This window comes from Herbaspirillum sp. 1130 (assembly GCF_017833835.1).
Classification (GTDB): Bacteria; Pseudomonadota; Gammaproteobacteria; order Burkholderiales; family Burkholderiaceae_D; genus Herbaspirillum; species Herbaspirillum huttiense.
In genome coordinates, this window is the sequence record NZ_JAFICQ010000005.1 from 161341 (window position 1) to 177635 (window position 16295).

Annotated in this window: 9 protein-coding genes; 7 read left to right on the plus strand and 2 right to left on the minus strand. The window is 64.7% G+C overall.

Translation table 11 applies throughout. The annotated features are described in order from the left end of the window. The first annotated feature begins 158 nt into the window (after window positions 1-158). The 4 genes from JOD78_RS22205 to JOD78_RS22220 all read left to right on the plus strand — a co-directional run bounded on the left by JOD78_RS22205 (window position 159) and on the right by JOD78_RS22220 (window position 7779). Entirely contained in the window at window positions 159-3347 is a 3189-nt protein-coding gene (locus JOD78_RS22205; RefSeq protein WP_134134247.1) for an efflux RND transporter permease subunit, read from the plus strand. A 3-nt stretch (window positions 3348-3350) separates the two neighbouring features. Continuing rightward, entirely contained in the window at window positions 3351-4574 is a 1224-nt protein-coding gene (locus JOD78_RS22210) for an efflux RND transporter periplasmic adaptor subunit (protein WP_209569516.1), read from the plus strand. Further along, window positions 4571-6049, plus strand: coding sequence for an efflux transporter outer membrane subunit (locus tag JOD78_RS22215; protein ID WP_209569514.1), 1479 nt, complete (start codon window positions 4571-4573; stop codon window positions 6047-6049). Before JOD78_RS22210 ends, JOD78_RS22215 begins: the two co-directional genes overlap by 4 nt. Before the next feature lie 179 nt (window positions 6050-6228). Continuing rightward, window positions 6229-7779 (plus strand): methyl-accepting chemotaxis protein, encoded by a 1551-nt coding sequence (locus tag JOD78_RS22220; protein WP_121041175.1) that lies wholly within the window; start codon window positions 6229-6231, stop codon window positions 7777-7779. Between the two features lie 127 nt (window positions 7780-7906). On the opposite strand, the gene JOD78_RS22225 is transcribed toward JOD78_RS22220, so the two are convergent. Continuing rightward, complete coding sequence (locus JOD78_RS22225) at window positions 7907-8650, minus strand: response regulator (protein WP_121041173.1); 744 nt, start codon at window positions 8648-8650, stop codon at window positions 7907-7909. After that, on the minus strand, window positions 8647-10101 hold the full coding sequence (locus tag JOD78_RS22230; RefSeq protein ID WP_121041171.1) for an ATP-binding protein: 1455 nt from the start codon (window positions 10099-10101) through the stop codon (window positions 8647-8649). Before JOD78_RS22230 ends, JOD78_RS22225 begins: the two co-directional genes overlap by 4 nt. A 226-nt stretch (window positions 10102-10327) precedes the next feature. Between JOD78_RS22230 and JOD78_RS22235 the strand changes: the two genes are divergently transcribed. The 3 genes from JOD78_RS22235 to JOD78_RS22245 are packed head-to-tail and all read left to right on the plus strand — an operon-like array spanning window position 10328 to window position 16286. Then, on the plus strand, window positions 10328-11617 hold the full coding sequence (locus JOD78_RS22235) for an efflux RND transporter periplasmic adaptor subunit (RefSeq protein ID WP_280921011.1): 1290 nt from the start codon (window positions 10328-10330) through the stop codon (window positions 11615-11617). Window positions 11618-11628: 11 nt separating this feature from the next. After that, window positions 11629-14784, plus strand: a complete 3156-nt coding sequence (locus JOD78_RS22240; RefSeq protein ID WP_121041169.1) for an efflux RND transporter permease subunit — start codon at window positions 11629-11631, stop codon at window positions 14782-14784. Further along, window positions 14784-16286, plus strand: a complete 1503-nt coding sequence (locus JOD78_RS22245; RefSeq protein ID WP_209569511.1) for an efflux transporter outer membrane subunit — start codon at window positions 14784-14786, stop codon at window positions 16284-16286. Before JOD78_RS22240 ends, JOD78_RS22245 begins: the two co-directional genes overlap by 1 nt. The last annotated feature ends 9 nt before the right edge of the window (window positions 16287-16295 follow it).

Sequence of the window (16295 nt, forward strand, 5' to 3'; positions counted from 1 at the left end):
AACGCGATCGGGGCACCGGGGAAGCACGCCACGCCGCGCAAGACGAAATACAGCATCGCGGGAGAGGACGGCAGGCATCGCACGGGATGCCGGCTGCGGGCATGGGTGAGCCACAGCGCGCCTGGTCCGGCCTGCCCGTTTCACAGGGATCGCAGTTCATGAACATGGTCGCGCTGGCCTTGCGCCGCCCGTACACCTTCATCGTGATGGCCTTGCTCATCGTGCTGGCCACGCCGTTGACGCTGAAGAACATGGCCACCGACATCTTCCCCGAGATCAATATCCCGGTGGTCTCCGTCATCTGGAACTACAACGGCCTGTCGGCCCAGGAGATGGGCCAGCGCATCGCCGCCCAGAACGAGCGCGGCCTGACCACGGTGGTGAGCGACATCGAACACATCGAGTCGCAATCCCTGGCCGGGGTGGCCGTGATCAAGGTGTTCTTCCAGCCCAAGGCCAACATCCAGACCGCCATCGCCCAGGTGGTGGCCTCGGTGCAGTCGCAGTTGCGCCAGCTGCCGCCGGGCATCACGCCGCCGCTGGTGATCAAGTATTCGGCTTCCAGCATCCCGGTGATGCAGCTGGCGCTGTCCTCGCCCACGCTGCCCGAGCAAACCGTCTTCGATACCGCCGTGCAGACGCTGCGCCCGCAGCTCATCACCATTCCCGGCGTGGCCGTACCGTTTCCCTATGGCGGCAAGACGCGCCTGATCTCGGTCGACCTCGATACGCCCGCGCTGCAGTCGCGCGGCCTCTCGCCCATCGACGTGGTCAACGCCATCAACACCCAGAACCTGATCCTGCCCTCCGGTACGGCCAAGTTCGGGGGCACCGAATATTCGGTCAAGCTCAACGGCTCGCCGGAAGCGGTGGCCGGCTTGAATGAACTGCCGGTGCGCACCGCCAACGGTGCCACCATCTACCTCAAGGACGTGGCCAACGTGCGCGACGGCTTCTCGCCGCAGACCAACGTGGTGCGCCAGGATGGCGCGCGCGGCGTGCTGCTGTCCATCCTCAAGAATGGCGGGGCCTCTACCATGGACATCGTCGACAACCTGCGCAAGCTGCTGCCGACTGCCGCCCAGACCCTGCCGGAAGACATCAAGATCACGCCGCTGTTCGACCAGTCGCTGTTCGTCAAGGCGGCGGTGACCGGCGTCATCAGCGAGGCGCTCATCGCCGCCGGGCTGACGGCCGCCATGGTGCTGCTGTTCCTGGGCAACTGGCGCAGCACGCTCATCATCGGGCTGACCATTCCGCTGTCCATCATGGCGGCCATCCTGATGTTGGCCGCGCTGGGCGAGACGCTCAACCTGATGACCCTGGGCGGCCTGGCGCTGTCGGTGGGTATCCTGGTGGACCAGGCCATCGTCACCATCGAGAACATCGAACGCCACCTGCACCTGGGCAAACCGCTACATGACGCCATCATCGTCGGGGCCGGCGAGATCGGCGTGCCGGCCTTCGTGGCGACGCTGTGCATCTGCATCGTGTTCGTGCCGATGTTCTTCCTCTCGGGCGTGGCGCGTTTCCTGTTCGTGCCGCTGGCCGAAGCGGTGGTGTTCGCCATGGCCGCCTCCTACCTGCTCTCGCGCACCCTGGTACCGACCCTGGTGATGTTGCTCATGGGCAGTCACGGCCAGGTCGACAGCGCCAAGCAGAGCCTGCTGCAGCGGCTCTATCGCGCCTTCGACAGCCGCTTCGAGCGCGTGCGCCATGGCTATACGCTGGTACTGTCTTCGCTGCTGGCGCACCGGCGCCGTTTCGCGCTGGGCTTTTTGGGGTTTTGTCTGCTGTCCTGCCTGCTCTATCCCTTCCTCGGGCGCGACTTCTTCCCCAACGTGGACGGCGGCCAGATCCGCCTGCACATGCGCATGCCGACCGGCACCCGCATCGAGGAAACGGCGCGCGCCGCCGATGAAGTCGAGCGCGTCATCCGCTCACTGATCCCGGCCTCGGAACTGGAGACCATCCTCGACAACCTGGGCGTGCCCAACTCCGGCATCAACCTCTCCTACAGCAATGCCGGCACCATCGGCACGCTCGATGGCGAGATCCTGATGGCCTTGAAGGAAGGCCATCGCCCTACCGAGGAACTGGTATCGCTGCTGCGCGAGCAGTTGCCGCGCCGCTTCCCGGGTATCGAATTCTTCTTCCAGCCAGCCGACATCGTCACCCAGATCCTCAACTTCGGCCTGCCAGCCGCCATCGACGTGCAGTTCACCGGCCCCAACATGGAAGCCAACGCGCGCCTGGCCGCCGAACTGACCAAGCAGATCCGCCAGATTCCGGGCGCGGTCGATGCCCACGTGCACCAGCGCCTCGATGGCCCCTCGCTGGACCTGCGCATGGATCGCACGCGCCTGCAGCAGTTCGGCCTGTCTGCGGCCAACGTCGGGCAGAACCTGCTGATCGCCTTGTCCGGCAGTTCGCAGACACAGCCGGCCTTCTGGCTCAATCCCAACAATGGCGTGGTCTACAGCATCGCGGTGCAGTCGCCGCAATACCAGGTCGATTCGCTCGATGCCCTGCTCAACATCCCGGTCGGTGCCGGTGCCAATGCCGCCACGCCGCCGCAGCTGCTGGGCAACCTGGTCGACGTGCATGCGGGACGCCAGATGGCGGTGGCCTCGCGCTACAACATCTCGCCGGCCATCGACGTCTATGTGAGCGTGCAGGGCACCGACCTGGCCAGCGTGGCGGGCAAGGTTGCCAAGCTGGTGGAGGAGATCAAGCCCAAGCTGGCGCGCGGCAGCCAGGTGGCCATCCGTGGCCAGGTGGAGACCATGCAGTCCTCCTTCATCGGCCTGGGCGTGGGTCTGGCCATGGCCATCGTGCTGGTCTACCTGCTGGTGGTGGTGAACTTCCAGTCGTGGATCGATGCGGCCATCATCATCGCCGCCTTGCCGGCTGCACTGGCGGGGATTGCGTGGATGCTCTTCCTCACCGGCACCACGTTGTCGGTGCCGGCCTTGACCGGTGCCATCATGACCATGGGGGTAGCCACCGCCAACAGTATCCTCATCGTCGCCTTTGCCCGGCAGCGCCGCGAGGAAGGCGCGACACCGCTGGCGTCCGCGCTTGAGGCGGGCTCTACCCGCATCCGTCCGGTGCTCATGACCGCGCTGGCGATGATCATCGGCATGATCCCCATGGCCCTGGGCCTGGGCGAGGGCGCCGAGCAGAACGCGCCGCTGGGGCGCGCCGTGATCGGGGGCCTGCTGCTGGCCACCGTATCGACCTTGTTCTTCGTACCGGTGGTATTCGCCGGTGTGCATCAGCGGCTGGCCCGCCGCGCCGAAAGGCGACGCCATCTGGCGGGCGGACCCGCGCATCAGGAGTCTTGAACCATGTCGCATGACCGTCATTCCGAACTCGGCATCCACCCTCTCGGCGAGGGCGAGCCGCAACAGCGCCAGCAGATGATGAAGCGCGCCCGGCTGGTGCTGGTCGTGGTGCTGGTATTGCTGGCCGCCGGTGCTGCGCGCACCCTCGTGAGCCGCGCCGCCAACGCCCGTGCACTGGAGGCCGGCACCGCTGAACGTGCCAAGATCTTCGTGCGGGTGGCACCGGCCCGCAGCAGCGCCGAGGGCCAGACGCTGGCCTTGCCGGGCAGCCTGCAGGGCTTCGTGCAGTCGCCCATCTCGGCCCGTTCGGGCGGCTATCTCAAGCGCTGGACCAAGGACATCGGATCGGAAGTGAAGAAGGGCGAACTGCTGGCCGAACTCGATACCCCGGAAATCGACCAGCAACTGTCGCAAGCGCTAGCCGCGCGCCAGCAGGCCGCCTCCAGCATGGAGCTGGCCCGGAGTTCGATGGCACGCTGGGAAGCCCTGCGCAAGAAGGACGCGGTCTCCCAGCAGGAACTCGATGAACGCCGCAGCGCCTTTGCCCAGGCCAGTTCCAACCTGGCGGCGGCCGACGCCAACGTCGAGCGGCTGCGTCAGGTCGAGGGTTTCAAGCGCATCGTGGCGCCGTTCTCGGGCATCATCACGCGCCGCAACGTGGATGTGGGCGACCTGATCGACCCGGGCGCGGGCCGCGCGCTGTTCGTGCTGTCGCAGACCGATCCGTTGCGGGTCTACGTCAACGTGCCGCAGGCCTATGCCAACCTGGTCAAGCCGGGCCAGCAGGTGACGGTGACCCAGTCCGAACTGCGGGGGCGCAAGTTCGAGGGCAAGGTGGCTCGCACGGCCGGGTCCATCGATGCGGCCACGCGGTCGATGCAGATCGAGGTCACGCTCTCCAATGCCGACAACGCGCTGCTGCCCGGTGCCTTCGTGCAGGTGGAGCTGCCGTTGAAGCCCAGCGGCACGCTGCTGGTCGCGGCCGATACGCTGATGTTCCGGCGGGATGGCTCGCTGGTGGCGGCGGTGGGTGAACAGAACAAGGTGCGCCTGAAGAAGGTCAGGCTGGGCCGCAATTTCGGCCTGACCGTGGAGGTGCTGGAGGGCTTGAAGGGCGATGAAAAGCTGATCCTCAATCCTTCCGATTCGCTGGCTGAAGGTGATCAGGTCGAGCCCACACTGGAGCAGCCCAAGGACAAGGCCGCCGACAAGAAGGCCGCCTCATGAGCCTGCCGCGCCGCCACAGCATCGCTATCGCCTTGGCCGCCGCCGTGTTGCTGGCCGCCTGCGCCAGCGGTCCCGACTACGTGCGGCCGCAGGTCGACATGCCCGCCGCCTGGACCCCGGAAGCGCCGTGGCGCGCCATGCAGCCGCAGGACGCCGCCCCGCGCGGGCCCTGGTGGGAGCGCTTCAATGATGCGCAACTCAACGCCCTGCAGCAGCAGGCCCTGGCCGGCAACCAGACGCTGGCCATCGCCACGGCGCGGCTGGCGCAGGCGCGTGCGCAGCTGGATGTGGCAGGCGCGGCGCAAGCCCCGCAGGTCGGCATCAATACGCGTGCGGCGCGCGCCCGCATCTCGGCCAACCGGCCGCTGACCAACTACAACTCGCCCAACTTCGCGACCGTACAAAACGATTTCGCGCTGGGTTTGAATGTCAGTTACGAACTCGATTTCTTCGGGCGCGTGCGCCGTTCGGTGGAAGCGGCCACGGCTTCGGCCCAGCAATCGGCGGCGGATCTGGAAAACACCCGCCTGCTGCTGACGGCAGAACTGGCCAGCAATTACTTCAACCTGCGCGAGCTGGACATCGAGCTGGACGTGGTCCGGCGTGCCATCGAACTGCAGCGCAAGGCGCTGGAACTGGCCACCGCGCGCCACGACCTGGGCGCCACCTCGGGGCTGGACGTGGCCCAGCAGCAAGCCCTGCTGGACAACACGCTGACCCAGGTGGATCTGCTGGGCCGGCAGCGGGCGCAATACGAGCACGCCATCGCCACGCTGACCGGCACCCCGGCACCGGCCTTCAGCCTGCCTCCTTCGCTGGCGCCCATCGCGCTGCCGGAGATTCCGCTGGGAATCCCGTCGGACGTGCTGGAGCGCCGCCCCGATGTGGCCGCCGCCGAACGTTCCATGGCCGCCGCCAATGCGCAGATCGGCGTGGCCAGCGCAGCCTTCTATCCCAGCTTCATGCTGCAGCCCGGTTATGGCGTGGACAGCCGCAACTGGGCCACGCTCTTCAACGCACCCAGCGTGCTGTGGTCACTGGGGGTGTCGGCCTCGCAAAGTTTGTTCGATGCCGGCCGCTTGCGCGCGGGGGTGGACTTCACCCAGGCCGGCTACAACGCCACCGTGGCGACCTATCGCCGCACCGTGCTGACCGCGATGCAGGAAGTGGAAGATGGCATCACCGGTATCGCTTCACTGGACCGCGCCTGGCGGCAATCGCAATCGGCCATTGCCAGTGCCCGCCGCGTGCTGGACATCGCCACCAGCCGTTACGAGGGCGGTGCCACGCCTTATCTCGATGTCATCACCGCCCAGCAGGCCCTGCTCAACAGCGAGCGCCAGGCGGCGCAGTTGATGGGACAGCGGCTGCTGGTGTCGGTGTTCCTGATCAAGGCCCTGGGTGGAGACTGGCATGTCCGCCGCGAGGAAACGCCTCTTGTGCAATCGAAAACATTATCGTCTGCGGAGAAGTAGTGATCAGGTGGCCTGACCAGTTTGCACGATAGTTGGCACACTTCCTGTCGCGCTTGTCAGCTTCAGGAAGGAAGCGGGCAATTGCCCCGTAAACGCCCGTGTAATCAGCGTTATGGCCGCTTCCTGAGCTGCCTAGAATCGCTGGTGAAATCCATCACAAGCGAAACAACGAGGCAGACATGAACTGGTTCAATAATCTGAAGATCGCCAAGAAGCTCATTCTTTCCTTTGCGGCCGTCATCATCCTGACGGTCATCCTGGGCATCTTCGCGATCCGCGAATTGAAGGCGGTGAACCAGGCCTCCACCGACATGGCCACCAACTGGCTGCCCACGATCAAGGCGGCGCAGTCGATCCAGGCTTCACTGCCGCGCATGCGCATTTCCGAATTGCAGATGATCACGGCGGCCACCCCCGCCGAGCGTGAAGATGCGCTCAAGGCCATCAAGTCGCGCCTGGATATCCTGGCCAAACAGCGTGCCACCTACGAAGCCCAGATTTCGGAAGCGGAAGAAAAGCTCGCCTACGAGAAGTTCTCCAAGAGCTTCGCCACCTATCTGGAGATCGACAAGAAGCTCGCCGAGATTTCCGGTGCCGGCAAGGAAGAGGAAGCGCGCGCGATCTTCAAGGGCGATTCCAACAAGACCTTCCGCAGCATGCTGGAAAGCATGGACGAGATCATCAAGATCAACGACGCCGGCAGCATGCGTTCGGACCAGACCGCCAGCGATGTCTTCAATTCCGCGCGGGCCTGGATCATCGGCCTGCTGGCCGCCATCGTGGTGATCGCTTTCGGGCTGGCGCTGGCGGTGGCACGTGCGGTCTCGCGTCCGCTCAATGAGGCGGTGAGCGTGGCCGAGCGCGTGGCGCAGGGCGACCTGACGGTGGACATCCGTTCCGACAGCAAGGATGAAACCGGCATGCTGATGCATTCCTTGCGCGCCATGAACGACAGCCTGAACAAGATTGTCAGCGAAGTGCGCTACGGCACCGATGCCATCACCACGGCCTCGCAGGAAATCGCGACCGGCAACCTCGACCTGTCCTCGCGCACCGAAGAGCAGGCCGGTTCACTGGAAGAAACCGCCTCGGCCATGGAAGAACTGACGGCCACCGTCAAGCAGAACGCCGACAATGCCCGCCAGGCCAACCAGCTCGCTGCATCGGCCTCCGACGTGGCCAGCCAGGGCGGCGAAGTGGTGGGCCAGGTGGTGCAGACCATGGAAGGCATCACCGAAAGCTCGAACCGCATTGCCGACATCATCACGGTGATTGACGGCATCGCCTTCCAGACCAACATTCTCGCCTTGAATGCGGCCGTGGAAGCGGCGCGTGCCGGTGAGCAGGGACGCGGCTTTGCGGTGGTGGCTTCCGAAGTGCGTTCGCTGGCACAGCGTTCGGCTTCTGCCGCCAAGGAGATCAAGCAGCTCATCGACGACTCGGTGCAGAAGGTCGGTGCAGGCAGCCAGCTGGTCGAACGCGCGGGTGCCACCATGAGCGAGGTGGTGGCCAGCGTCAAGCGCGTCACCGATGTCGTGGCCGAGATCAGCGCAGCCAGCAGCGAGCAGAGCACCGGCATCGAGGAGATCAATCGCGCCATCACCCAGATGGATGAAGTGACCCAGCAGAATGCGGCGCTGGTCGAAGAAGCCGCCGCCGCCGCGCAGTCCTTGCAGGATCAGGCGGGGCGCTTGTCACAGGTGGTGAGTGTGTTCAAGATCCAGCGTTGAGGCTGGTTCGGCGGGGCGTGTTTCAAGCAGGTTCTGCCAAACGTAATTCGCGGTTACGCCATCCATATATGCGATATATGCCACATATTCCATTCATTCCAATCTGGAATGAATGGAAGGATGTCTTTCATTCCGGTGGCAACGCGAAGCAATAACCCACGCCATACACCGCCTGGATGGCATTGTGTCCGGGGAAGCAGGGTTCGAGCTTGCGGCGCAAGTTCTTGATGTGGGTATCGATGGCGCGATCGGTGACAGAACGGTCGTCATCGTGCAGGTGGTTGAGCAGCTGTTCCCGCGAAAACACCTGGCCCGGCGCGGCCGCGAACGTCTTGAGCAGGCGCAGTTCCAGCGGCGTCAGGTTGAGCGGCTCGCCACGTACGCTGGCTTGATGGCGGGTCTCGTCGATGACCAGCGGCGAGCTGCTCTGCGGCTGTGTGTCCGCTGGCACTGAACGCTGCACCGAGGCATTGCGCCTGAGCATGGACTTGACCCGCGCCACGATCTCGCGTGGCGAAAACGGGGTCTTGCCGATGTAGTCATCGGCCCCCAGCTCCAGTCCGCGCAGGCGGTCTTCTTCCTCGGCGCGCGCCGTCAGCATCAGTACCGGCACGTCCGAGAAGGTACGCAACTGGCGGCAGATTTCCCACCCATCCATCCCCGGCAACATGATGTCCAGCAGGATCAGGTCCGGCCGCTGTGCGCGGACTGCATCCAGCGCCGCATCCCCGCGTGCCACATGGCGCGAGGTATAGCCGGCCACCGCCAGGTATTTCTGCAGCAGTTCAGCCAGCTTCGGTTCATCCTCGACGATGAGGATGTCGGCCCGCTCGGGCGGCGCGAAGCGGAAATCGTCCGTGGATTCGTTCATGCGCGGTCTTCCTCATCTTCTGCGCGGGCCGGCAACACCACCGAGACCCGTAGTCCGCCCAGGGGTGAGGCGGTGGCACCGATGGTCCCCTGATGCGCATCGACGATGCGGCGGCAGATCGCCAGGCCCAGCCCGGCACCGCCGCTGGCGCGGTTGCGCGAGGCCTCGACCCGGAAAAAGCGCTCGAACAGGCGCGCCATGACGTCAGGAGGCACGCCCGGTTCGCTGTCATCGAAGACCAGGTGCCAGTGCTGATGCAGCAGTTGCGCATGCACCTGCAGACGGCCGCCGCTGTCGGTATAGCGCAGACTGTTTTCGAACAGGTTGTTGAGCAGTTGCTGCAGGCGCGCCGCATCGGCATGCACCGGCATGGTGGCGGGCAGACTGCAGGTCAGCGTCATGCCGCGCTGGCTGAAACGCTCGGCGTAGATCGCCGCACTGTCGCGCAGCAGCGGTGCCAGGTCGACGTCGGTGCGGCGATAGGTAAGGGCACCGGCATCGGCCAGTGACAGATCGTAGAGATCGCCGACCAGCTTGTTGAGATGTTCCACCTCGCTCTTGAGCGAGCGTAGCGTCTGCGCGTCGGGCTGCAGTACGCCATCTTCCAGGGCTTCCAATTGGCCGTTGAGGATGCCCAAGGGGGTGCGCAATTCATGCGAGACATCGGCCATGAATTCGCGCCGCAGTTTCTCGTTGCGCTCCAGCGTCATGGCCAGCTGGTTGAAGTCCTGTGCCAGCATGCCCACTTCGTCGCCCGATTCCACTTCCACCCGGATCGCATAATCGCCGCCCGCCAAGCGGTGCGTGGCGCGGGCTACACGCGTCAACGGACGGGTCAGTACACCCGAGATACGCACCACCAGGAACGCCGCCAGCATCACGGCCACCACCGCAATGATGATCTGCGCCAGGAACTGGCTTTGCTGGAACCGCAGGTCGATGGAGCCGATCACGCTCTCGAAGGGCGTCTGCGCCACCCAGCCGACGATCACGTCATCCTGCATCAGCGGGCTCAGGCGCGCATCGGGACCGACATCCGGATAGCCGATCACCAATTGGCGGCGCGCATCGAGCAGCGAGAAACGCAGGGTCGCGCCGGTCAGGTCGGAGGGGGTGAAGGTGGGACCGGAAGTACGTACCGCACCGCTGTGTTCGACGATGGCGGGCTTCATCAATTCGAACCAGGCGCGCGGATTGTCGCGCAGGAATTCCCAATTGCCGTGCTCGCGATAAGCCTGTTCCAGGCGCGGCACCATGTCTTCCATGCGCTGCTGGGCCTGCTCGTTGAGATAGCCGAGGAAGTCGCGGTTGAAGATGTAATGCCCCGCGCCATTGATGGCCGCAATCACCGCCACGATCAGGGCCAGCATCGCATAGAAGAGCTTGAGGCGAATGTTGGCGCGATAGAAGAAGCGGTCGGTCAGCTCGGCGATCGAGTGGGCGATGGACATGGGATGCAGCAGGCGGTCGGTGGAATCAGGCCAGAGCTTATCAAGAACCCGGCCGGCGGTGGCGCACGAGTTGCCAATGTCATGCGCGATGTTGCAGGACGGACATGCCGTCGCGCTTGCTCATTTTTCCCTCACATTTGTTTTCCATAATCGCAGGTCCGATAGCTCATTGCGCCCGGAACCCGCGCCCATGGCGGCTGGCGGACGGGCAGAAAGCCACCCGATCATGCACGAAAACCTCTCACTCCCGCGCCGCCCGGGGCGCAGTTCCTCCACCGCAGCCCGCCTGGTGCTGTCGCTGATGCTGGTGGCCGTCCTTGGCGCCTGCTCCAAATCCGGCGACCAGCCCAAGCCTGCGGCCCAGTCCGAAGTCGGCTATGTGGTCGTCAAGGCCCAGCGCCAGGCGCTGACCACCGAGTTGCCCGGCCGTACCACGGCCTATCTGGCGGCCGACATCCGTCCGCAGGTGGGCGGCATCATCCAGAAGCGCCTGTTCAAGGAAGGCAGCAACGTCAAGGCCGGCCAGCCGCTGTACCAGATCGATCCGGCCAGCTACCAGGCGGCCTATGACAGCGCCAAGGCTTCCCTGCTGAAGGCACAGGCCACGCTGGCCTCCTCCAAGCTGAAGGCCGACCGTTATGCCGAGCTGAACAAGATCGACGCCGTCTCCAAGCAGGACAACGACGACGCCCAGAGCACGCTGCGCCAGAACCAGGCCGACGTGGAAGTGCAGAAGGCCGCCGTGCAGACCGCAGCCATCAACCTGCAATACACCAAGATCCTGTCGCCCATCTCGGGCCGCATCGAGAAATCCAGCGTCACTCCCGGCGCGCTGGTGACGGCCAGCCAGACCACCGCACTGACCACGGTGCAACAGATCGACCCGATCTACGTCGACGTGACGCAATCCACCGTGGACCTGCTGCGCCTGCGCCGCGAACTGGCCAGCGGCCAGATCAAGAAGAGTGGTGACAATGCCGCCCAGGTCAAGATCCTGCTGGAAGACGGCTCCACCTATGAGCGCACCGGCAAGCTCGAATTCACGGGCCTGTCGGTCGATACCGGCACCGGCATGATCACGCTGCGCGCGGTGGTCCCGAATCCGGATGGCGTGCTGCTGCCCGGCGCATATGTGCGTGCGGTGCTGGAAGAAGGAGTGGATGACCATGCGCTACTGGTGCCGCAGAAAGCCGTCAGCCGCGACCAGACCGGTGCGGCGACGGCCCTGGTGCTGGGGGCCGACGGCAAGGTCCAGCAGCGCCTGGTGACCGTGGCACGCGCCGTGGGCAACAACTGGTGGGTCAGCCGTGGGTTGCAGCAAGGCGACAAGCTCATCGTCGATGGCTTGCAGAAGGTGCGTACCGGTGACACTCCGCGTGCCATCGACATCACCGACAGCTTGCAGAAGGACCTGGCGCGTGAAGCCGCTGCGGCGGCTGCTGACCCCTCGCTGGGCGGTGATGCCGACAAGGCGGGCGATTCCGCTGCCGCGGCCACCAGCGTCCAGTCGAAGTAAGCGAGGCGCACATGGCACGTTTCTTTATCGACCGGCCCATCTTCGCGTGGGTCATCGCCATCATCATCATGCTGGGCGGGATGATGTCGATCCGCTCGCTGTCGCTGGAGCAGTATCCGGACATCGCGCCGCCCAAGGTCAACATCAAGGCCACCTATACCGGTGCCTCGGCCAAGACCCTGGAAGATTCGGTGACCCAGGTCATCGAACAGCAGATGAAGGGCCTGGACAACCTGCAATACATGTCGGCCAGCTCCAGTTCGGCCGGCAGCGCCACAGTGGCGCTGACCTTCACCGCCGGGACCAATCCGGACGTGGCCCAGATGCAGGTGCAGAACAAGCTGCAGCAGGTCACGGCGCGCCTGCCGCAGGCGGTGCAGAACAATGGCGTGACCGTTACCAAGGCCTCCACCGATATCCTGATGGTGCTGTCGCTGACCTCGGATGATCCGCGCATCACCAGCATCGACATCGGCGACTTCATCAGCAGCACGCTGACCGACCAGATCAGCCGCGTGGAAGGCGTGGGCGACGTGACTGCCTTCGGCACCAATTACGCGATGCGCATCTGGATCGATCCGGCCAAGCTGCAGAAGTACGCGCTCATGCCATCCGACGTCACCAGTGCGCTCGAAGCGCAGAACACCGAAGTGTCGGCCGGCGAGATTGGCGCACTGCCGGCGCAACCGGGTCAGCAGATCAACGCCACCATCACGGCGCGCAGCAAGCTGACTACGCCGGATGAATTCCGCAACATCATCGTCAAGTCTTCCGCCGATGGTTCAGTGGTGAAACTATCTGATGTGGCCCGCGTGGAGCTGGGTGGCGAGAGCTATCAGGTGGCCTCGCAGCAGAACGGAAAACCGTCTTCGGCGCTGGCGATCCAGCTGGCCACCGGCGCCAATGCGCTGGCCACGGCGGACGCGGTCAAGAAGAAGATGGCCGAGCTGGAGCCTTACTTCCCGGCCTCCATGAAGCTCAAGACCAATATCGCCTACGACACCACGCCTTTCGTGCGCGTGTCGCTGGAAGAAGTGGTCAAGACCCTGATCGAAGCCATCGTGCTGGTGGTGCTGATCATGTATCTGTTCCTGCAGAATATCCGCGCTACCTTCATTCCGGCCATCACGGTGCCGGTGGTGCTGCTGGGGACCTTCGGCATCCTGGCCATGTTCGGCTATTCCATCAACACCCTGACCATGTTCGGGATGGTGCTGGCCATCGGCTTGCTGGTGGACGATGCCATCGTGGTGGTGGAAAACGTCGAGCGCCTGATGAGCGAAGAAAAGCTCAGTCCCAAGGAGGCCACCCGCAAGTCCATGCAGGAAATCACCGGTGCGCTGGTCGGTATCGCCATGGTGCTGTCGGCGGTGTTCATCCCGATGGCCTTCTTTGGCGGATCGACCGGCGTGATCTATCGCCAGTTCTCCATCACCATCGTCTCGGCCATGGCCTTGTCGGTGATGGTGGCGCTGACCCTGACGCCGGCCCTGTGCGCCACGCTGCTCAAGCCGCATGCGAGTGGCCACGTGCAGCAAGGAAAATTCTTTACCTGGTTCAACCGCACCTTTGACCGCAACGCCACCCGCTACCAGGGCGGTGTCGGTGGCCTGCTCAAGCGCGGCAAGCGCGGTCTGCTGATGTATGCGCTGATCGCCGTGGCGATGGCGGTGCTGTTCATGCGCCTGCCCACGTCCTTCCTGCCGGAAGAAGACCAGGGCGTGCTGATGGCTCAGATCCAGTTGCCCACGGGCGCGACCGCCGAGCAGACCGCAACCGTCGTGAAGACCGTGCAGGAATACTTCATGAACAAGCCCGAGTCGGTCGATTCGGTGCTGGCCATCGTCGGTGCAGGCGTGGGCGGCAACAGCCAGAACGGTGCGCGCGCCTTCATCCGCTTGAAGGAGTGGGACCAGCGTACCGGTGCCGGGCAGTCGGCTTCCGAGCTGGTACGCCTGGCCAACGCGGACTTGTCCAAGATTCGCGGGGCGCGCGTGTTCCTGATGAATCCGCCTGCGGTGCGCGGCCTGGGACAGAGTTCGGGCTTCGACCTGGAATTGAAGGATGTGGGCGGCGTGGGCCACGATGCGCTGTTGAAGGCGCGTGACCAGTTCCTGCAACTGGCGCGCGGCAATGCGCTGCTGGCCAATGTGCGGACCACCGGCCTTGATGACACGCCGCAATTGCGTGTGGCCATCGATGACCGCAAGGCCGATGCGCTGTCGATTGCGACCTCTGACATCAACTCGACATTGGCCACTGCCATGGGCGGCACCTACGTGAATGACTTTCTCAGCAACGGGCGCGTCAAGAAGGTCTATGTGCAGGGCGATTCCGCCTTCCGCATGCAGGCCGAAGACCTGAACCGCTGGTATGTGCGCAACTCGGCCAGCCAGATGGTGCCGTTCTCGGCCTTCATGAGCAGCAAGTGGACGTACGGACCTTCCCTGCTGGAACGCTACAACGGCGTGTCGTCCTTCGAGATCGTCGGTGAACCGGCCGCGGGCGTGAGCTCGGGCACGGCCATGGCCGAAGTGGAAAAACTGGTGGCGCAACTGCCGGCCGGCATCGGTTTCGAATGGACCGGTTCGTCCTATCAGGAGCGGCTCTCGGGCAACCAGGCTCCGATGCTGTATGCGATTTCCATCCTCTTCGTGTTCCTCTGCCTGGCGGCCTTGTATGAGAGCTGGTCGGTACCCTTCGCGGTGATCCTGGCGGTGCCGCTGGGCATCGTCGGGACCGTGCTGCTGACGGGGATTTTCGGGATGTCCAATGACGTGTATTTCCAGGTGGGGCTGTTGACCACGGTGGGCTTGTCGGCCAAGAACGCGATCCTGATCGTGGAATTCGCCAAGCAATTGCACGAGTCCGGCAAGAGCCTGCGGGATGCCACGCTGGAAGCGGTGCAGCTGCGCCTGCGTCCGATCCTGATGACCTCGCTGGCCTTCATGTTCGGCGTGCTGCCGCTGGCCGTGGCCAGCGGCGCCGGCTCGGCCAGCCGCCGCGCCATCGGCACGGGCGTGCTGGGCGGCATGCTCTCGGCCACTTTGCTGGGCATCTTCTTCGTGCCCTTGTTCTACTACCTGATCGGCACCTGGCTGGATCGCCGCGCGGCGAAGAAGCCGCGCCAGGATGACGATCACGCGACACAAAAGGAGGGTGTGTGATGACCCGGCCCGCACAACAAAAATCCATTCTCCGGACCCGCACGGCCATGGTGCTGGCGCTCACGGCAGCGCTGGCGGGCTGCGCCAATCTCGCGCCCGATTACGCGCAGCCGGCCGCACCGGTGCCGGCCAGCTGGACCCAGCAGGTCGATGGCAAGCCGGTCGGCAGCAACGCCGGCAAGGCCGCTGGCGAAATTGATGCGGACCAGCTCGGCTGGCGCGAATTCTTCCTCGATCCACGCCTGCAGCAGGTGATCGCCGCTGCGCTGGAGAACAGCCGTGACCTGCGGGTGGCGGCGTTGAACATCGAGAAGGCGCGTGCGCAATATCGCATCACCGATGCCGATCGCTATCCGGCCATTTCCGCCACCGGCACCAGTACCGCCAGCCGCACGCCGTCTGAGCTGACCACCAGCGGCCGCGCCACGGTGTCGCGGCAGCAGAGCGTGACGGTAGGGATCAGCGCTTACGAACTCGATTTCTTCGGTCGCCTGAAGAATCTCTCGGATGCGGCGCTGGAGACCTATCAGTATCAGGTCGAGACCCGTCGCAGCACGCACATCAGCCTGGTGGCCGAAGTGGCCACGGCGTGGCTCACGCTGGCCTCCGACCGCGAGCTGTTGAAGCTGGCGCAGGACACCTATGCCAGCCAGTCGCGCACCTTCGAACTGAGCCAGCGCAGCCATGATATCGGCACCGTCTCCGGGGTCGATCTGGCCAGCCAGGAAGCCACGGTGCAAGCGGCACGTGCCGATGTGGCCAGCTACACCAGCCAGGTTGCGCAGGACATCAATGCCCTGCGCCTGCTGGTCGGGGCCGATATCGATGCGGCGCTGCTGCCCACCGGCTTGCCGGATACCGCCAGCGTATTGCCTGCCACGCCTGCCGGCTTGCCGTCGCAAGTATTGCTGCGTCGCCCGGATGTGCTGGCGGCGGAGCATACCCTGAAGTCCGCCAATGCCGACATCGGAGCAGCGCGCGCGGCCTTCTTCCCCAGCATTTCGCTCACCGCTGATGGCGGTACGGCCAGCCGCACGCTGGGCGGCTTGTTCAAGGCCGGCAGTGGCAGCTGGAGTTTCGTGCCGTCGATCAACCTGCCCATCTTCAATGCGGGCAGCCTGCGTGCCAGCCTGGACTCGTCCAAGATCACACGCGACATCGATGTGGCGAATTACGAGAAGGCGATCCAGACCGCCTTCCGTGAAGTGGCCGACGCACTGGCCGTGCGCGCCACGCTGGACCAGCGGCTGGACGCACAGGGTCGGGCCACGGCGGCCAGCGAGAAGGCCTTCCGCTTGTCCGAGGCACGCTACAAGAATGGCATCGACAGCTATCTCACCACGCTGGTAGCGCAGCGCACGCTGTACTCTGCACAGCAGACGCTGATCTCGCTGCGACTGACCGAGCAGAGCAATCGCATTACGCTCTACAAGGTCCTGGGCGGGGGCTGGAATGAGGACACTGCGCAGCCTGTGGCAGCTGTGCAGCGCAGTCCGTCGTGATCGAGCTGA